General features: G+C 71.4%; 12 protein-coding genes. 7 read left to right on the forward strand and 5 right to left on the reverse strand.

Features of this window, described 5'->3' with window-relative positions; all coding sequences use genetic code 11:
• Window positions 1–10: 10 nt before the first annotated feature.
• From NAEX_RS44205 to NAEX_RS44215, 3 genes are read right to left on the reverse strand one after another with little or no spacing between them, the layout of a single operon-like run.
• Complete coding sequence (locus NAEX_RS44205; protein WP_096333952.1) at window positions 11–2,371, reverse strand: SpoIIE family protein phosphatase; 2,361 nt, start codon at window positions 2,369–2,371, stop codon at window positions 11–13.
• A 20-nt stretch (window positions 2,372–2,391) separates the two neighbouring features.
• Complete coding sequence (locus NAEX_RS44210; RefSeq protein WP_096333953.1) at window positions 2,392–3,564, reverse strand: methyltransferase domain-containing protein; 1,173 nt, start codon at window positions 3,562–3,564, stop codon at window positions 2,392–2,394.
• A 12-nt stretch (window positions 3,565–3,576) separates the two neighbouring features.
• Window positions 3,577–4,083 (reverse strand): hypothetical protein, encoded by a 507-nt coding sequence (locus NAEX_RS44215; RefSeq protein ID WP_096333954.1) that lies wholly within the window; start codon window positions 4,081–4,083, stop codon window positions 3,577–3,579.
• 256 nt (window positions 4,084–4,339) lie between these two features.
• On the opposite strand from NAEX_RS44215, the gene NAEX_RS44220 reads away from it, so the two are divergent.
• From NAEX_RS44220 to metG, 7 genes are all read left to right on the forward strand, one after another.
• A complete protein-coding gene (locus NAEX_RS44220) occupies window positions 4,340–6,445 on the forward strand; it encodes an AgmX/PglI C-terminal domain-containing protein (protein ID WP_096333955.1) in 2,106 nt (701 codons plus the stop codon).
• A 531-nt stretch (window positions 6,446–6,976) separates the two neighbouring features.
• The gene (locus tag NAEX_RS44225) at window positions 6,977–8,359 is read left to right on the forward strand and encodes an APC family permease (protein WP_170136554.1); all 1,383 of its coding nucleotides are present in this window, start codon (window positions 6,977–6,979) and stop codon (window positions 8,357–8,359) included.
• 427 nt (window positions 8,360–8,786) lie between these two features.
• On the forward strand, window positions 8,787–10,955 hold the full coding sequence (locus NAEX_RS44230) for a M4 family metallopeptidase (protein ID WP_096333957.1): 2,169 nt from the start codon (window positions 8,787–8,789) through the stop codon (window positions 10,953–10,955).
• Between the two features lie 644 nt (window positions 10,956–11,599).
• Complete coding sequence (locus NAEX_RS44235; protein ID WP_143140206.1) at window positions 11,600–12,016, forward strand: hypothetical protein; 417 nt, start codon at window positions 11,600–11,602, stop codon at window positions 12,014–12,016.
• A gap of 7 nt (window positions 12,017–12,023) precedes the next feature.
• Window positions 12,024–14,570: a lytic transglycosylase domain-containing protein gene (locus tag NAEX_RS44240; protein ID WP_096333959.1), complete on the forward strand. Its 2,547-nt coding sequence runs from the start codon at window positions 12,024–12,026 to the stop codon at window positions 14,568–14,570.
• A gap of 372 nt (window positions 14,571–14,942) precedes the next feature.
• Window positions 14,943–15,458 carry a hypothetical protein gene (locus NAEX_RS44245; RefSeq protein WP_096333960.1) on the forward strand — a complete coding sequence of 172 codons (516 nt, stop codon included), beginning with the start codon at window positions 14,943–14,945 and terminating at the stop codon, window positions 15,456–15,458.
• 66 nt (window positions 15,459–15,524) lie between these two features.
• Entirely contained in the window at window positions 15,525–17,573 is a 2,049-nt protein-coding gene (metG, locus tag NAEX_RS44250) for a methionine--tRNA ligase (RefSeq protein ID WP_096333961.1), read from the forward strand.
• Window positions 17,574–18,036: 463 nt separating this feature from the next.
• On the opposite strand, the gene NAEX_RS44255 is transcribed toward metG, so the two are convergent.
• A complete protein-coding gene (locus NAEX_RS44255; RefSeq protein ID WP_096333962.1) occupies window positions 18,037–18,426 on the reverse strand; it encodes a hypothetical protein in 390 nt (129 codons plus the stop codon).
• Between the two features lie 157 nt (window positions 18,427–18,583).
• Window positions 18,584–19,387 (reverse strand): helix-turn-helix domain-containing protein, encoded by an 804-nt coding sequence (locus NAEX_RS49150; RefSeq protein ID WP_170136555.1) that lies wholly within the window; start codon window positions 19,385–19,387, stop codon window positions 18,584–18,586.
• Between the last annotated feature and the right edge of the window lie 148 nt (window positions 19,388–19,535).

The raw sequence follows: 19,535 nt of genomic DNA on the forward strand, positions 1-19,535 counted from the left end.
CTCGGGCGCCTCAGCGCCGCTTGATCACCACCGTCGTGATGTCGTCGAAGACCTTCTGCGCGCCGATGAAGCGCATGACGTCGTCGATGATCGCCTGCTTGATCTCCGCCGACGACCGCTCGTGGGCCCGGCGCACGACCTCGCACAGGCGGTCGATGCCGTACTGCTCGCCGTGGATGTCCTCCGCCTCGGTAATGCCGTCAGTGTACAGGACGACGACATCGCCCGGCGACAGCCGCAGCTCGGTGCGGGCGATGAACGCGGCGATGTCGACCTCGAGCCCGACCGGCATGCCGAGGTCGACCGTGTCGATGCGCTCGATCGAGCCGCCCCGCCGGACCACCACCGCCTCCTCGTGCTGCCCGGTGAGGCGGAGCACCCCCTGCGAGTAGTCGAGCAGGACGAGCGTCGCGGTGCGGTCGAGGCCGACGCGCTGGATGTTCTGGTAGAGGACCTTGTTGACGATGTTGAGGAAGCGCTCCGCGTCGCGCTCCTCGGCGGCCTGCAGCGTACGCACCGCCGTCTGGATCATCAGCATCAGCACGCCGCTCTCGAGCCCGTGGCCGGTGACGTCGCCGATGCCGATCTTGACGCCGCCGCCGTCGCGCAGGACGTCGTAGTAGTCGCCGCCGACCTCGTCCGCGGGCCGCATGTAGCCGGCGACGTCGAGGCCCTCGAGCTCGGCCAGCTCGCGCTCCGGCGGCAGCACCATCAGCTGCAGCCGGCGGGCGACGTCGAGCTCGGCGCCGAGCCGCAGGTTCTCCTGCTTGAGCCGCTCGTTGAGCGCCATGATCTCCCGGGAGGCCCGCTGCAGCTCGGCGGTGCGTTGCTCGACCAGGCTCTCGAGGTTGTGCGTATGCGCGCGGATCTCGGCGGCCATCTGGTTGAAGGCGCGGCCGAGCGCGCCGAACTCGTCGTCGCTGCGCACGTCGACGCGGACGTCGTAGTCCTTCTGGGCGATCTTGCCGGCGCCGGCGGCGAGGTCGACCAGCGCGCCGGTCATGCGCCGCGAGACCAGGAGGATCCCGAGCATCACCACCGCGAGCGCCACCAGGGTGATGACGATCTGCGAGCTGAGGATCCCGCGGCTGCTGGCGGCGATCGTGTCCTGCGCCTTGAGCAGCGAGGCGTAGATCTCGGCGGCCGGGACGACGAAGCCGAGGGTCCAGCGCTCGGGCACGATGTCGGCCGAGCCCGACCAGACGTTGAACGGCTCGAGCCGCTTGAGCACGACGACGTAGTCCCGGCCGCCGATCGCGACCGGGTCGCGGTAATCGACGGCGTCGCCGCCCGGCAGCGCGAGCGCCCGGATCGCCGGGTCGCGCGACTGATGCAGGAACTGCTGGAAGATGTCGACGCCGGCGCCCGACGAGCCGCGGACCTGCTGCAGCCCGAGGACCTCCTTGCCGTCGTCGTGGACGGCGAACACGTTGCCGTTCTCCTGGGCGAGGAAGGCGAAGCCGGAGCCGGCGAGCCGCAGATCCTGGACGTAGCGGATCAGTTGACCGAGCGTGACGTCGACGCCGACGGCGCCGGCGAACCGCGCGCGCGAGGCGTCCCACAGCGGCTGGAACAGGGTCATGATGGCCCCGTTGCCGCCCGCGTCGGTGTACGGCGCGGTGCCGGTGACCTGCGCCGCCGGGTCGCGCATGCGCGCGGGGTCGGCGAGCCAGCGCCGCCAGCCGTCGACGATGCCGGGGAAGTAGAAGCTCCAGAACGGGCTGTTGTTGTGGCCCGGATAGAGTTGATCGGCGTGGCCGGCCGCGTCGGCGTAGGGGGCGATCCGCAGGTACTCGGCGCCCTCGGGGCCGATGAAGTACATGGCCTGCTTCTCGGCCCCGTACTGCAGCAGCGCCGGCAGCAGCAGGTCGAGCAGGGCGGTCTGCTCGACGGCGGCGCGGACCTCGGGCCTGATGTCCCGAAGGCCAGGTCGGTTCGGGTCGGCCGGCGCGTGCAGGTAGCCCCACACGGCGACGGCCGACGGCTCGCCGGCCTCGGTCTGCGACCAGTCGCCGCGCGGGTCGTAGACGAGGGCGTCGCGCAGCGGCCCGGCGGCGGCGGCGGCGGCGGTCAGCGGCGCGAGCGCGGCCTGCTGATCGATGAGCGTCTGGGTCACGGCCGCCAGCACGCCGAGCTCGGCCCGCGCCCGCCCGCGCAGGAATCCGACGCGCTGCGCGGTGTCCTCGATGTGGTTGGTGAGGTACTCGCGACTGGCGCGCTCGAGGCCCTTGCGGATCTCCTCCGACGCGTCGCCGCCGAGCACGCGGATGCCCTGCAGCGAGGCGAGGGCGGCGAGCGTCAGCCCGATCACCAGCCCGACCCCGGCGACGAGGACGAACTTGGTGCGGAACCTGGAGCCCGTGGTGGCCATGCGGTCGAGGGCGAGGGCCGTCAGCGCCCCGGTTTGCGGCCGGAGGCGACGTAGATCGGCCAGGTGGCGAAGCCGCGGCGGCTGCGGATCGCGTACACGTGATCGCGGAAGCCCATGCGCAGGCGCTCGACCACCTCCGGCGGCTGCTGCGTGGCGGTCGACAGCTCGCCGGTGACGTACTCCTCCCAGCTCTCGATCACCCGCGCGAAGTCGTCGATCGCGGTGTTGTTGTTGGTGATCGGGATCTGCTCCATCCGCACGTCCTCGAAGCCCATGTCGGTCAGCAGCGAGAACATCTTGGGCCCGAAGTTCATGTCCATGCCGAGGCTCTGGGCGATCTTCACGGCCTGCTGGTAGGTCCACGTGACCGACTCGTGGCGCGGGTAGCCGTAGTTGTGCGCCGTCATCTCGTTCGTCAGGTAGACCCGACCGCCGGGTCTACAGATCCGCATCAGCTCGCGCAAGATGCTCGACGGGTCGTTAAAGATCTGCAGCGCCAGGCGCGAGGTGACGAATTCGAAGCTGTTCGACGGCAAGAACAGGTGGGTCGCGTCGCCGAACTGATACTCGATGTCGGTGATGCCGAACTCGCGGGCGATCTGCTGCGCGTATTGGAGGAACGGCCGCGAGTGGTCGACGCCGACGATGTACTCGGGCTCGAACTCCTTGTAGACGAGCACCGCGAAGTCGCCGATCCCGCAGCAGATGTCGGCGATCCGCATGCGCTTGCCGAGGCCGTGGCGGCGCAGCAGCTCGCGTTCGTGCGACCACACGATGTTGGTCTGGGTCCGCAGCACCGGGACCAATCGATCGTTCTCGATCACGCCCTGGCCGGGGTAAAACGCCTTGTCGTACTGCTCGACGATGGTGTTGCCGAACTTGGCGCCGAGGAAGCCGAACCGCAGCGGTGCCCACGGGACGACGCTCGAGACGACGAGCTTGAGCTTGAGGCTCGGGTGGCGCTCGGCGCAGGCGGCGATGAAGCGCGCGAGCTCGGCGAAGCCGGTGTGGTTGAGGTACCGCAGGCGCTTGAAGTTGAGGTAGAGGACGCCGCGCACGGCGTCGGCGGCGTGGTCGAGGCGGGAACGCACCGGCGCGAAGTCCTCGGCCCCGGCCGGGCGCAGCGCCCCCTCGAGCGCGACCTCCTGGTCGTTCTCGCTGAAGCGGATCGAAAACGGTTGCTCGTTCTCCATACCCAGGTCGGCTCACTCGTGCGGGACAGTCAGGACGATGACGCCGGTGCCGTCGCCCTCGCGGAGCGCGAGCCCGACGCCGTGGAGCGCGACCAACTCGAGCAGCCCGACCTCGGCCGGCGGACGCAGGAGCATCGACTCGAACTCGGCCTCGTAGCGCGCGCGCGCGTCCGCCGGCGCGACCCGCCCGAGGTCGTCGCGCAGCCGCTGCGCCAGCGCCACGTCGGTCGGTATGGTCAGCTCGGCGATCACGTGCTCGTCGGTGCGCCCGACCTCGACCACGATCTCGCCCTCGCTCGGCCGGGCCCGGAACACGTACTCGAGCACCTCGTTGAGATAGGTGGAGAGGCGCGTGGTCAGCTGCTCGGGATCGAAGCGATCGGAGGCGACGAAGCGCGCGATGTAATCGGCGAGCCGCTGGCAATGGGTCCAGCTGTCATATAGCCCGCGGACGCTGATCCGGAGGGTGAGGATCGGGCTCGGGCCGGGAGGTGAGGGAGGCGCGGGTTCGGAGGTCATGCCGGGGCGAAGGCGTGAGGGAGGCCGCAGGCGCGCCTCGCCCGGATCCGGGCACGATCGGCGCCGCGGACCACGGTATCACGAAGCCGCCGCGGCCGGCCGCGAGCCGCGGACGCGGGGGCGCGCCGAGGGTCGGGGCCGCGCGCGGACGTGCGCCGGCGCAGACGGCCCGCGTGAGCGCGAAAAAAGCTCGCGGGCCTCGGGAACAAGCTCCGGGGCGCCGTGTCCGAGGCGCCACACGACCGGGGCAAGGACGATGTCAACGACCAAGACGCTCGCCATCAAAGTGTTTTACGGCGATCAGCTCGTCGATACGCAGACGCTGACGCAAGACGTTATCAAGATCGGAAAACTGAAGAGCAGCCACGTTTGCCTGGATGACGAGGCCGTGGCCCGCATGCACGCCGTGATCGAGGTGTCCGGCGAAGAGGTGCGGGTGATCGATCTCGGGAGCGCGGCGGGCACCGTGCTGAACGGCCAGCGAATCGACAAGAACGCGGTGCTGCACGACGGCGACGCCTTGAACTTCGGGCCGTACCGGCTCGAGGTCGGCTTCGTGAAGCAGCAGGTCGCGGCCGCGCCGGCGCCGGCGCAGCCGGTCGCGCCGGTGGCCGTGGCGGCGGCCGCGGCGGCGGCGGCGCCGATCGCTGCGGCGCCGATGGCGACGCGGGCACCGATCCAGATCGACCTCAGCGAGGTCGAGAATCAGAGCGGCTCGCGGGTGGCCGAGGTCGTGGCGATGTACGGCACGACGGTGCTCGACGTGCAGCACGTCGGCCAGCTGAAGAACCGCAAGTCGCAGGCGCCGATCTTCCTCGCCATCGGCGGGGCGATGCTGGTCGCCGGCGCGGCGGTGTTCTTCAGCGACGTGAACCAGGACTGGGCCGGCTACGGCAAGAAGGTCCAGGAGTCGATCGAGCAGGGCACGCCGCGGCCGACCCCGCCCGGGAACGGTCTGGCGGCGATCGGCATGCTGCTGGCGATCGCGGGCCTCGTGCCGTTCAGCATGGGCCTCATCCGCACCGGCGACTACGTCAACAAGAACTTCACGATCGGCGAGGGCCACGGCGCGTCGTTCCACGTGCCGCCGGCCGGCCTGCCCGAGCCCAACGGCTTCCCGCTGGTCCGCGGCAGCGACCACGAGTTCGCGCTCAACTTCACGCAGAACATGAGCGGCGAGGTCACCTTCGACGGCCAGACGATCACGCTGCAGCAGCTGGTCGCCACCGGTCGCGCGGGCTCGCAGGGCTCGTCGTTCAGCTTCCCGCTGCCGCCCGGAGCGACGGCGCGGGTCAAGTACCAGGACGTCACCTTCTACGTGAACTCGGTCGCCCCGGGCGCGGTGATCAAGGGCGGCAGCGAGACCGACAAGCCGTTCTGGATCTACAACGGCGCGTCGTTCGTGGTCATCGGCAGCCTGCTGGTGCTCACGCACCTGATCCCCAACGAGGCCGGCAACCTCAGCCTCGACGAGATGATGGAGGAGAACCGCTTCGTCGGTTACCTCAACCAGCCCGACAAGCCGCCGGAGGAGGAGGAGCCGCCGCCGGAGGACATGGAGAACTCCGACGACGAGGCCGGCGGCACCGGTCAGCGGCACAAGGGCGAGGAGGGCAAGATGGGCAAGCCCACCTCGAAGAACAAGTCGGGCCTCTACGCCATGAAGGGTCCGAAGGACGCCATCCCGCAGATGGCCCGTAACTTCGACCCCGACATGGCCGCGCGCCAGGCCGGCATCCTCGGGGTGATGAGCGCCGAGAGCGGCCACTTCCTCGCCTCGCCGTACGGCGGCGCGTTCGCGGTCGGCAACGACGACGCGGACGTGTGGGGCGGCCTCACCGGCACCGAGATCGGCGAGGCGTACGGCGTCGGCGGCCTCGGCCTGGTCGGCACCGGCCGCGGCGGCGGTGGCACCGGCGAGGGCACGATCGGCCTCGGCAACACGGGCCTGATCGGCAAGGGCGGCGGCGGCGGCACGGGCTCCGGCTACGGTCGTGGCGCAGGCGCCGGCTTCGGCGGCCGCGGCACCCGCGTCCCCACGGTCCGTCAGGCCAAGGCCGAGGTCCAGGGCGCGCTCGACAAGGACATCATCCGCCGCATCGTCCGCGCGCACATCAACGAGGTCCGCTACTGCTACAACCAGGCCCTCGCCCGCGACCCCAACGCCAAGGGCCGCGTCGCCGTCCAGTTCACCATCGGCGGCACCGGCAAGGTGCCCACCGCGGTGGTCCAGGAGAGCACGATGAAGGACCCGGCCGTCGGCTCCTGCATCGCCCAGGCGGTCAAGCGCTGGACCTTCCCCAAGCCGGAAGGCGGCGGCTCGGTCATCGTCTCGTACCCGTTCGTCCTCGAGCCGGGTTGATCGGTCGGCTGTCCCGAGGGACAGCCTGTCTCAAAGGCCAGGAGGCCAGGCACGCGCCGGGCCTTCGGCGCTTTCTCGCGTGCGGCCGCCGCTCGTCGCGGTCGGTGCCGGGAGGGCTCGCGCTCGCGGCCGCGAGTCGTCGATCGTCGTCGATGCGAGCTCGCAGGTGCCGGGAAAGCCGCGCTCGTCGGCGCCGAGGCGACTGCTCGCCGCACAGCGCCCGTGCCGTCGCCGCTCGAGCAGTCGCGCCGGCACAGCCGGCGGTCGACCCGCCTGACGGTCACGGAGTGGTGGAAGGCGAGACATGTCCGGATAGACAGGCAGACTCCGCTGCGCGACTGCGCGCGAATGCTGCCCGAGCCCGGCCTGGCGATGCGCGGCGGCTGCTCGACCTCTCCGTGCGGACCACGCCGCGTCCCTGTCGGATTCCACATGACCCGAGAGACAGCCCGGCCGCGAACGCGGCTGCGCGCCCCGGGAGGCCCGCGCGAGGAACTTCTGCGCCGCGGCGAACTGCGCTATCAGTCGCCCATGCAGGCCCCTGACCCCTGGGGCGAGCGGCTGCCTCGCAAGCTCGGGCTCGCCAGCACCGTCGCCGTGCTGGTCGGGTCGACGATCGGCAGCGGCATCTTTCGGACGCCGGCGGAGATCGCCGGCCACATCGACGACCTGACCCTGTTCGTCCTCGCGTGGGTCGCCGGCGGCGCGGTCGCGCTGGCCGGCGCGCTCACCGTCGCCGAGCTGGCCATCCTTTATCCGCGCAGCGGCGGCATCTACGTCTACCTGCGCGAGGCCTTCGGCAAGCTGCCGGCCTTCCTGTTCGGCTGGGCCGAGCTGCTCATCCTGCGCCCGGCCGCGTACGGCGCGATCGCGGTGACCTCGGCCGAATACCTGCTGCGCACGCTCAAGGTCGACGGGGCGGCGCCGCTGCTCGGACCGCTGTCGCGCGCGCAGGTGGTGGCCGTCGCCATGATCGCCACCGTCGCCGCGGTCAACCGGCGCGGCGTCGAGTTCGGGGCGATCGTGCAGAACATCAGCACCGCGCTGAAGGTCGCGGCGCTGCTCGGGCTGGTCGCGCTCGGTCTCCTGCTGGCCCCGGAGCCGGCGACCGCAGCGCCCGCGGTTGCGCCGCCGGCGGCCGACGGGGCGTTCGTGCTGGCGATGGTCGCGATCCTCTGGGCCTACGACGGCTGGTGCGACGTCGGCTTCGTCAGCGGCGAGGTCCGCGATCCGCAGCGCGCGCTGCCTCGCGTGTTCATCCTCGGGACCGCGGCGGTGGTGGCGCTCTACCTCGCGGCGAACTTCGTGTACCTGCGGGTCATCCCGCTGGAGCAGATGGCCGGGGCCCCGCTGGTCGCCGCCGATGTCGCCGCCGCGCTGATCGGCCCGATCGGGACCACGCTGGTCGCCGCGGCGGTCATGATCAGCACCTTCGGCACGCTCAACGGGTCGATGATGACCGGGCCGCGGGTGTTCTACGCGATGGCGGAGGACCGGCTGTTCTTCCGCCGGCTGGCCCAGGTCCACCCGCGCCACGGCACGCCCTCGGCCAGCATCGTCCTCGGCGCCGCGCTGGGGATCGTGTTCGTCTCGGTGCGCAGCTTCGCCGAGCTGGCGGGGCAATTCGTGATCGGGATCTGGCCGTTCTACGCGCTCAGCGTGGCCGCCGTGTTCGTCCTGCGGCGGCGGCGCCCCGAGCTGCCGCGGCCGTACCGCACCCTCGGCTACCCGTGGGTGCCGCTGCTGTTCCTGGCCGCCTCGGTGTTCCTGCTCGGCAATTACGCGTGGTCGCAGCCGCGGGAGTTCGTCGTCGACTGCGCCGTGGTGCTGTCCGGCGTGCCTGTCTACTGGTTGTGGTCGCGGAGAGCGCCGACCGCTGAAGACCGCGGCGAGAACCCCGCCGCGCGTGCGTAGAGGAGATCTCCTCTGCGTTCAGACCTGTGAGCATGGTTTGTTGATCATGCATTGCGGTGAGGTGCGCCTCTAATCAATAGAGAAAGAATATGTAATTTGATCTACAATTTTCTTGTCGGCGCCGCGGACGCCGATCCTGTGATCGTCGTAGCCCCCGCTACAACCTGTCCAGGCGCGAAAAATTTGTAATTTGGCTTTCGTGTCCGTCGGCGTGGAGTTCGTCCGAGCGGCGTCCGTGTGCTCGGCGTCTCGTCGAAGAAAGTCGTGATCCGGGCGGACGCGAGTGGTTGCGCTGCGCAGCGCGCGACAAGTATGGTGGTGCGGTCTCAGGTGAACTGACCTGAGGCTGCCTCTCCGGCAATGTTCTTTTCACCATGGTCGTTCGGCCAGGGTCTTTAGATCCTGTCCGGTGGCCCAAGGGGGTCTCATGTCCGCGCGTCGCGTCATCGTCTCTGCCGTCTCTGCCTGTCTGCTGTCCGCCTGTCACGAGGGGGGAACTGCCGCCGAACCCGAGCTTCGCACCGTCACCGCCGACGACCTGGCGGCGCTCGGCCCAGGCGAGGTCCTCGAGCTCGACCTGTCCGAAGGGGCAGTGCGCTTCGCGTTGGCCGACGGTCCGATCGATTTCAGTCGGGTATCGGTGCGCAGCGGCGACCAGCGCCCGGCGCTCGTGCAGGACCTGCTGGTCCGCCACGGCGAGCGCTGGGGCGTGCAGACCGCCGGAGCGGCCGCGGACTTCGCCTTCGAGCTCGACGAGGGCATGGTCAAGGCCGCGGGCGCGGCGGGCCGGGTGGCGACGTTCGTGTGGTCGCAGAGCCAGGCGATCGGCCGCATGCCGCGGGTCGACCGGGTCGAGGCCGACGAGGCCGGCGTGCCGCGCTTCATCGCCGGCGACCTCGGGACCCTGACCGGCGGCGGCAACGTGCGGGAGAGCGCCCGCGGCTGGCTGGCCGACATGGCGCCGGTGTTCCGCCTCGGCGACGAGGCCGACCTCGAGGCCGTCCGCCACACCACCGATTCGCTCGGCAAGGTCCACGTCCGCTTCCAGCAGTACCTCCACGACCTGCCGGTGGTCGGCGGCGAGCTGACGGTCCACGCCGACGCCGCCAGCGGCCAGGTCCAGGCGGTCACCGGCCGCGTCGTCCCCGACGAGGCGCTGCCGCTGGCGCCGACGCTCGATCCCGACGACGCGATCAAGGCGGTGGCCGACGGCCTCGCCGACGAGTGGGTCAGCGCCGACGCGCCCGAGCTCGTGTACGTGCTGACCGAGGCCGGCCCGCGCCTGGCCTGGCAGGCGGCCGTCGAGTACGCGGACGAGGAGGGGCCGCAGCGCGACGTCGTGTTCGCCGACGCCGTCAGCGGCGAGCTGGTGGCCCGCCACCCGCAGATCCACCGCGTCAAGAACCGCAAGGTCTACAGCGCCAACTCGGGCACCAAGCTGCCGGGCAGCGTGGTCGTCAGCGAGGGCGGCTCGACGGGCGACAAGGTGGCCCAGGCCGCCTACGACCTGTCCGGCGTGACCTACGACTTCTACGCGTCGCAGTTCGGCCGCGACAGCTTCAACGGCGCCGGCGCGACCATCCACTCGACCGTCCACTACTCGAAGAACTACGTCAACGCGTTCTGGAACGGCCAGCAGATGGTCTACGGCGACGGCGACGGCTACTACGCCAGCCCGTTCGCGCAGGACCTCGACGTCGTCGCCCACGAGCTGACGCACGCGGTCACGCAGTACGAGGCCAGCCTCGTCTACCAGAACCAGTCGGGCGCGCTCAACGAGGCGATGTCGGACATCATGGCGGCGGCCGCCGACGCCTACAAGAACGGCGTGTCGGCGAAGACCTGGCTGCTCGCCGAGACCTGTTGGACCCCGGGTGTGGCCAATGACGCCATGCGCTACATGGCCAATCCGACCCAGGACGGGCAGTCGTACGATTACTACCCGGAGCGCTACACCGGGCAGCAGGACAACGGCGGCGTCCACATCAATTCGGGCATCGCCAACCTGGCGTTCTACCTGCTGTCGCAGGGCGGCAAGCACCCGCGCAACAAGACCAACACGGTGGTGCCGGCGCTCGGCATCGACAAGGCGGCGCAGATCTTCTACCGCGCGCTGACGAACTACCTCAACTCCAACGCGACCTTCCAGGACGCCCGCAACGCGACGGCTCAGGCGGCCGCCGAGCTTTACGGCGCCGACGCGGCCACGGCGGTCCACGCGGCCTGGACGGCGGTCGGCGTCCCGGGTGCCCCCAATGGCGGCGGGGAGGGCGACGGCGGCGAGCAGACCTGCTCGGGGACGCCCTTCACCGGCAACCTGAGCGGCAGCGGTGAGGAGCAGTTCCAGCCGAACGGCTCGTACTACGCCGCGAAGTCGAGCGGGACGCACACCGGCTGTCTCGTCGGCCCGGCCGGAGCGGACTTCGACCTCTACCTCTACAAGTGGAACGGCTCGGCCTGGGCCAAGGTCGCCAAGTCGGAGGGCCCGACCAACAGCGAGTCGGTCAGCTATCAGGGCACCGCCGGCTACTACACCTGGCAGGTCGTGTCGGCCAGCGGCGCGGGCGACTACACGGTGACGCTCAAGGCCCCGTGAGCGCGCCCGCCCGCGGCGGTCGGCCTCCGGGCAGACCGCCGCCGCCCGGCCTCGCACGGCAGGGGGCGGTCTCCACGTGACAGCCGGCCGAAACCGCGAGTCATGATGTAGGCACAACCACCGCGAGCACGAAAAAAAGCGGGCACGGTCCTCATCCGTGCCCGCTCACGCCTCAACAACACACACCTCGAATTCGATCGGGCCTCCTCTCACCACGGTGGACCCTTCAGCCGCGAAGGACCGAAGACTGCCGGCTTATCAAGACCGAGATGCTCGGGCTTGAATCGCGGCCGGCAGCCGTGCACCGGGGTGCAGAGAGGAGGACCGACCGACGCTTCCATTCTTGTCCGTGTCGCCGGTGCTTGTCAAACCGAAAAAGCGAGCACAGCAGTCGCAACATTATCGCTCCGTGCATTTTCGGGTCCGCACGCGGACGCCCCACGTTTTCGCCCGAGGCCCCCGCGCGCGACGAATTCGACCGCAACCGCGTCCACTACGGTGAATCGCCGGCGGGCCGGCCTGATGCGATTGCGTGGGAGCCCTTCGGACATGTCTGTAGGGTCATGTCGCGCGCGTCCACTGTCACTTGCCCGCGCGCCGCGTGGCCCCAGAGCGGCGCGCTCGTGATCGGCCCGAGGCGGGCCATGATCGCGCCCATCGCCCGCGCGCCGGCCGTCGCGCGGGGGATTCACGCGGCCGCGAACGGGGAGGCCGCCGCGACCGCGGGCGCCTCCGCTTCGCCGGCGCGATCGGCCGCGCCGGCGCCGGCGCGAAGAGGCCGCGACCGCGGGGCGGCCTCGCTGCGCCGGCGCGATCGGCCGCTCTCGCCTCGGCGCGAACGGGACATGGCGGGTGACGCCCTCGTCATCATCCTCGGGCGCCGGGCGATCGATCTCCTTCACGCCGGCGCGCACGGGGAGGTCGCCGCGACCGCGGGCATGCGCCTCGTCCTCGCAACCGACGCACCGAGCCGCGAGCAGACCGGTCTCTGGGGACAGGCATCTCGCCGCCGCGGCGGCGGACCGGTTTCTCGGCGCATCTCGGCGGCTGTGCTAGTTTGAGAGGACCATGGCGCTGGCGAGCCGGACGAAGCGGATGTCTGCCCTGACGCTGTGCATGGCGACCGGGGCGCTGCTCGCCTGTCGCCCCGCGGCGCTCACCCCCGAGGCCGAGCGCGTGCATCGGGGCGTGAACCAGATCCCGCTCACCGCTCGCCCGCCGGCGGCCGCCACCCAGGCGCCACCGCCCGCCGCCGCGCTGACCCAGGCCCCTGCGGAGGTCTCCGCGGCCGCCTTGCTCGCGCGTGGCGAGCCCGAGGCCGCGCTGGCGCGGCTGGCTCTCGAGCCGGCGCCCGCCGGTTCGCTGCAATTCGCGGTGCAGCGGCTGACGAAGGCCCGCGCCGCCCGCGAGCTCGGGCGTCCGGCCGAAGCGGTCCAGGCGCTGGCCGAGCTGGCGGCGGAGAAGCGGCCGGCCAGGACGTGGCCGCACGAGGTGGTGCTGCACGAGTACGCCCAGGCGCTGGTCGAGGCGGCCGCGTCGGCCCCGGGCGCCGAGGCCGACGCGCTGCGCAAGCAGGCGGTGGCCGCGTGGGAGCGGGCGATCGACCACGAGCCGGTGCGCAACGCGGCGCCGATGCGCGTGGCGCGAGCGCGGGCGCTGGCGGCCATCGAGGGCCAGGCGGCGGCCCGCCGCGCCGTCAAGGCGCTGACCGAGGTGCTGCGCGACTACCCCGAGCACCCCGACGTCGCCGGGCTCGAGCTGCTGCGGGCGCAGGCGATCGCGCGCGAGGGCAAGACCGCCGACGCCGTCAAGGCGCTGCGCTCGGTCGCCATCTGGCGGGCCGGCACCGAGGCGGCCGTCGCCGCCGAGGCGGCGCTGGCGGAGCTCGGGCGCCCGGTCCGCTACACCGTCGCCGAGCAGCTCGACCGCGCGGCCGCGGCCCGCCGCTCGCGCGACATGACGCTGTCGCGCCGGGTGCTCACCGACCTGGTCGAAGATTCCAAAACTCCGGGACATGTCCGAGAGGTCGCGTTGCGCTCGCGCGCCGCGACGGCCTCGCGCGCCCACGACTACGGCGCGTGCGCGGATGACCTTTGGGTCCTGTACAAAAAGTCAGCCTCGGCCGACCTCCGCGGCGATCTGCTGCGCTGCCTCGACAAGGCCGGCCGCTACGACGAGGCGCTGGCGATCTGGACCGAGCAGGTCGGGCGCAAGGGCGGGGCCGGGCGCGCGGCGCTGTGGGAGGCGATCCGCCAGGCGATCCGCGGCGGCCGCTACGAGAAGGCGCGCGAGCTGCTCGGGCGCACGCCGGCGAAGGAGCGCCAGCGCGGCGAGGGGCTGTGGCTCGACGCCTGGCTCGACTTCCGCCTCGGCGACTTCGACGCCGCGGCGGCCGCGTTCGCCAGCGCGGAGCGCCGCTTGCCGGCCGAGCAGGCCCGCGCCGCCCGCTACTTCCGCGCCCGCGCGCTGCTGGCCGCCGGCGCCGGGGCGAGGGCGACCGGCGAGGCGGGCGAGGAGCAGACCCCCGATCGCGGCGAGGCCGAGCGCCTGCTGCGGCAGCTGGTCAGCGAGGATCCGCTCGGCTACTACGGCCTGCAGGCGCGCCAGCGGCTCCTCGACATCGGCGTCGATCCGGGGCCGGCGCCGGCGCTCGCCCCGGTGCCCGCGGAGTCGAACCCGCCGCCCGACTTCGCGGCGACGCGCGCGACCTTCGAGGCGCTCGCCGGCGAGTTCGGCTGGGCCTTCCCGGCGCTGGCCCGCGGCGCGGCGCTCCACGCCGCCGGCCTGCTCGAGGAGGCGCGCCGCGAGCTGAGGGTCGCCGTCGACGCCTACGAGGCGCTGTACGGGCTCGATCGCGGCGGCTGGGTCCCGCGCCACGAGGACCTGGTGGTCGGTCTGAGCTGGAAGTCGACGTGGAAGCAGCCGCGCCTCGGCCTGCCGAAGGAGGCGCGCAAGCTGGTGCGCGAGCGCGGCGCCGGCGAGACGCTGCGCGAGGGGCTGTTCGCGCTGACGTGGGCGCTCGACGAGCCGTACCGCCGCAGCCGCCTGATGCCGCCCACCGCGGGCCCCTACAAGGCGCGCTGGCACCCGCGGGCGTTCCGCGAGACGGTCGAGCGCGAGGCCACCGCCCGCGCCTTCGACCCGACGCACCTGTGGGCGTTGATGTACACCGAGTCGCGGTTCCGCCGGCACGTGGTGTCGTCGTCGGGCGCGCGCGGGGCGATCCAGATCATGCCGTGGACCGGCCAGCAGCTGGCGGCGCGCCTCGGCGAGCCGTTCGACGTCGACGCGCTGTTCGAGGAGGAGCACAACGTGCGCCTGTCGGCCTATTACTTCGCCGAGCTGCTGCACAAGTTCCACGGCCAGGCCGCGCTGGCCTACGCGAGCTACAACGGCGGGCCGTTCAACGTCGCCCGCTGGCTGGCCGCGAAGGGGTCGACCGCCGCGCCGCTCGAGCTCGACGTCTTCATCGCCGAGATCCCGTTCCGCGAGACGGCCAACTACACCCGCCGCGTGCTCGAGGTGCAGGCCGCGTACGCGCTGATGTACGGCGGTTCGCTGCCGCGCTGGGAGAACACGGTCGACCTGCGCGTCGAGGACAACATCGACTTCTGATCGCGACGGTGGACCCGACCGGCGCGGAACCGAGGCCGTCGAGCGTGCGTGACGCTCGCGCGGTCGGGGAGCGTGGCGATGGAGGCGAGGCCGCACGGCTCCCGACGCTCGTCCGGCGCGGAGGGCGTGCGAACCACCCGACGCTCGTCCGGCGTGCGGAGGGCGTGCGAACCACTCGCACATGCGCCTCGCGGCGGCGGCGCAGGCTGGCGGGCGCGGAACCGGCCCCGTGGGCGCAGGCCCGCGCTGAAGGCCCTCGCGGAGGCCGGCTTGTCGCCGCGACCGCCGCAGCGGTACCGTCGCGGTGGTGGCGAGAGCCACTCCGGCGGGAGCTGGCAGCTTCGCCCTGACGGGCAGACTCGAGGGGACGTGATGAACGAGAGGTTGAACCAGCTCGGGCAAGCCGCGCAGCGGCTCAACGAGGGATCCGATCAGCTCAACGCGCTGATCTCGGCGATCGACAAGGCCCTGGGCCGCTTGATGATCGGCATGGACTACGTCCACCCGCGGCCGCTGCAGGAGTCGATGTCGATCGGCCGCGACGGCAAGCGAGTCATCGAGCTGTGCTTCCTCGGCTACCTCCGCGTGCAGGGCGAGTACCACCTCGTCATCAAGACCGTGAAGATCCTCGAGTCGAAGATCGCGCTGGCCTCGGAGACGCCGGGCAACGTGATCCCGCTGCTGCAGGCGCCGCGCGTGCTGCGGCACGCCGCCGTCGACCTGTTCCCCGAGCTGATCCAGGTGCTGTCGAACCAGGTCGGCGACCTGGTGGCGCAGATGGAGCGCCGCTGCAGCACCGCGAAGGGGCTGCTCGAGCAGCTCGAGGGCCTGGAGGCGCAGATCACCGCCGCCCGCGAGGCGCGAGGCCCGGAGCCGGTCGACTCCTGAGGCCGTTTCGGCGGCTCCCGCGGCCGATCTCGCCGGAAGCGGGCGAAGCGTGCTATAGGCGCCGCGATGCCGCGCCGTGTCCTCGTCACCGCCGCCCTCCCGTACGCCAACGGTTCGCCCCACCTCGGGCACCTGCTCGAGTACATCCAGACCGACGTCCACGTGCGTGCGCGCCGGCTCGCCGGCGAGGACGTGATCTTCATGTGGGCGGTCGACACCCACGGCACGCCGATCGAGCTGCGAGCGCGGCGCGAGGGCGTCGACCCGGCCGACCTGGTCGCGCGCATGCACGCCGAGCACGCGCAGGTCTATCGCGACTTCGGCATCGAGGCCGACATCTTCTACACCACGCACTCGGAGGAGACCCGCAAGCACGCCGAGTTCATCTACGAGAAGATGCAGGCGGCCGGGCAGATCGACAAGCGGGTCACGCGGCAGCTCTACTGTCCCAAAGACCAGATGTTCCTGCCGGACCGGTTCGTCAAGGGGACCTGCCCCTACTGCGCCTCGGCCGACCAGTACGGCGACGTCTGCGAGAAGTGCGGCCACACGTACAACCCGACCGAGCTCAAGGACCCGCATTGTGCGATCTGCGGGACCGCCCCGGAGCTGCGCGACTCGGAGCACCTGTTCGTGTCGCTCGGCCGCTTCGAGGGCTTCCTGCGCGAGTGGCTGAACTCGGCCAAGTTGCAGTCGGCGGTCCGCAACTACGTGATGCGGTGGGTCGACGACGGCCTGCGCGACTGGGACATCTCCCGCGACGCGCCTTACTTCGGCTTCCCGATCCCCGGCTACGACGGCAAGAAGTTCTTCTACGTGTGGTTCGACGCGCCGGTCGGCTACATCGGCGCGACCCAGAAGTGGTGCGACGAGCACCCCGACCGGGCGTCGTTCGCGTCGTACTGGCGCGCCGACCAGAGCGAGGACACCGAGCTCGTCCACGTCATCGGCAAGGACATCGTCTACTTCCACGCGCTGTTCTGGCCGGCGATGCTGCACGCGGCCGGCTACACCACGCCGACGCGGATCAACGTCCACGGCTGGCTCACCGTCAACGGCGAGAAGATGTCGAAGACCCGCGGGACCTTCATCCTCGCCCGCACGTACCTCGACCACCTGCCGGCCGACTACCTCCGCTACTACTTCGCGGCCAAGCTCGGGCCGGAGCAGGACGACATCGACCTCGACATGGCCGACTTCGTCAGTCGCGTGAACTCCGACCTGGTCAACAAGGCGGCCAACCTCGCCAGCCGCTGCCAGAAGTTCCTCGTCGGCCGGCTCGAGGGCAAGCTCGGTCCGGTGCCGGCCGACGCCGAGCCGCTGATGGCGAAGGCCCGCGAGGCGCTGGCGCAGGTGCCGGGGCTGTACGCCAACTTCGAGTCGGCCAAGGCGCTGCGCCTGGCGATGGAGATCGGCGGCGAGTTCGACGCTTACATCACGGCGCAGGAGCCGTGGAAGGTGGTCGCCAAGGACCCCGAGCGGGCGCGGGCGGTCTGCACCGCGGGCATGTGGGCGAGCAAGGTGATCGCGGCGATCCTCAAGCCGGTGCTGCCGAAGTGGGCGGCGACGATCGAGGAGGGCCTGCGCCTGCCGGCGCCGCTCGACTTCGTCAACGCGATCGAGCCGCTGCCGGAGGGCCAGACGATCGGGGCCTACGTGACGCTGGCCGAGCGCATCGACGCCAAGAAGCTCGAGGCGATCGTCGAGGCCAGCAAGGAGACGATCGGCGGCGCGGCGCCGGCCGCCCCGCCGACCCCGGCCTATGAGGTCGAGCCGCTGGCCGCCGAGGCGACCATCGACGCGTTCGCGCCGGTCGACCTCCGGGTCGGCAAGGTGCTGGCGGCCGCGCGCGTGAAGGGCTCCGACAAGCTGCTGCAGCTGACGATCGACCTCGGTCCGCTCGGCCAGCGCAACGTCTTCAGCGGGATCGCCCAGTCGTACGCGCCGGAGCAGATCACCGGCAAGCACGTGGTCGTGTTCGCCAACCTCAAGCCGCGCAAGATGGGCAAGTTCGGCACGAGCGAGGGCATGGTTTTGGCGTCGGGCGCGAAGGAAGACGCGATCACCGTGCTCGAGCTCGACCCGCGCAGCTTGCCGGGCGAGAAGATCAGCTGAGCGCGGTCGCGGCCGCGCGCGGCAGCGGCCCGCCTGGGTCGCTGCCGGTCGCGGCGGCCCGCTGACGACGTCGTCGGCGAGCGGGCTGGTCCGAAAAACATGTCCTCAGGAGCAGACCGGTCGGCCAGCTCTGCGCGAGCGCCTGCTCGAAGAGGTGACGGCGAATCCGCACCGCAAGCAGCGCGAGCTGGGCCGAGGGAACCTGCCCTTCACGAGCGATTCGACCAGCTCGGCGCGATCTGTCCAACAGGTCCGAGGGGCAGCGTGTAAACCGTCACGCCGCCCCCCGCGGGCAGGGGAGCCGCCGTCTCGACCGAGCAACATGTCCTTGCGGACATGCGGTGAGGCCGCGCACGAACGGGCGCCCGGACCCGAAGGTCAGGTCGACAGGCTCAAGCACGAGCGGGCGCCCGGACCCGAAGGTCAGGTCGACAGGCTCAAGCGGGGGCGCGAGCGAGGCGGCTCACGAGTAGCCGCCCCAGCAGAAATCGAGCACGCGGCCGAGGCCGTTGGCCTCGCAGAAGTTGTGAGCGGCGGGGTCGCACTCCTGGTCGGCGAGCTGACCGAGGTCCCAGCGGCGCACGCCGGAGCTGCTGCACTGGACCAGGCAGACGTCGTCGGGGGCGCTGCGGGCACAGGTGCTGTCGCCGCAGGCGTGACACTGCGGGGCAGGGAGCAGGGCGGCGTCGCCGAGGGCGGCGAGCTGGCGCGCCGGCAGCTGCGCGGTCGGCTTCGGTTCGGGGGTGCGGATGATCGGTCCGTCCGGATCGGTGGGCCCGGGGCCCGGGGTACAGCCGCCGATCCACGAGACCGCCACGATCCAGAAGATGAGGCGCGGAGGCGGGATTCGCATGACAGTTCCTCCGCCGGAGTTCTGATCCGGGTCGAGCGGACGAACAAGTCAAAAGGTCGTATCGCGCGCGCGCCGCCCGCGCTGCCGGGTCTTCTCAACATGCGCGATCGGACATGTCTTCGGGGACCTGCCCGATCGCGCTCGCCTTGGACGACGTTCAGTTGACGGTGACGGGCGCGGAGGCGCCGAAGATGCGCTCCTCGAGGGCGGCCAGGCGGGCGCCGACGCGGCCTTCGCCGGCGAGCCCGCGCAGGCGCGAGAACACGCGGGCGGCGGTCCGCTCGGCCAGGCCGCGCACGCGGTAGCGCCAGCTCGAGCGCTCGTCGGCGGTGCCGATCAGGAGCTGCAGCGAGCCCAGCAGCTCGTGCTCGATCCGGTCGACGAGCGGGGTCAGGTCGGGCTTGTCGTGGGTGACGTTGAAGTGGATGAGGTCGGTCAGGGCGGCACACACCTGGGTGCGGGCGGCCCGGAACCGCTCGGGCTGATCGCCGAGGTCGGCGTGGATCCCGTCGGCCAGCGCCTGGATGAAGCCGCGCAGGTTCTGCTCGGCGTCGCGGAGGTGGGCGGCGTCGCGGAGGTCGCGGCGGAGTTCGCCGAGCTCGGCCAGCAGGTCGGCCGCGATGTGGAAGCTGTCGAGGGCGCGCACCGAGGGGGTGCCCGGCGGCAGGGCGCGGTCGAACCGCAGCCGCGGGCGCTCGGCCGAGACCGACGCCTCCTCACCACCTTCGAAGTTGTCCTCCTGGACAGCGGTCGCCGGCGCCTCGGCCTCGGCCTCGGCGGTCTCGGCCGCGGCGTCGTCGCCGTCCTGGCCGCTGTACTTGCCCGACATGAGGTCGTCGCGGTCGATGAGCCAGCGCGAGCCGACGCGGCGGGCGGGCAGACGCCCGGTCTGGGCCATGTGCCGCACGGTGCGCTCGCTCTTGCCGAGCAAATCGGCGGCGTCCTTGATCGAGATCTCCATAGAGGTCCTCCTGTGTGCCGGCACTCTAACCGAAGTCGGATCGGGCGCCGCAAAATCGGCAGAAACTTTGCCGGTTGCGGCAGGACCTCTTGCCGTTTCTGGATCCAGCAGCCAGTCTCCCGACCGTGCGAAAGCCGGAGCATCAGTG

The organism is Nannocystis exedens (assembly GCF_002343915.1).
In the GTDB taxonomy this organism is placed as follows: Bacteria; Myxococcota_A; Polyangia; order Nannocystales; family Nannocystaceae; genus Nannocystis; species Nannocystis exedens.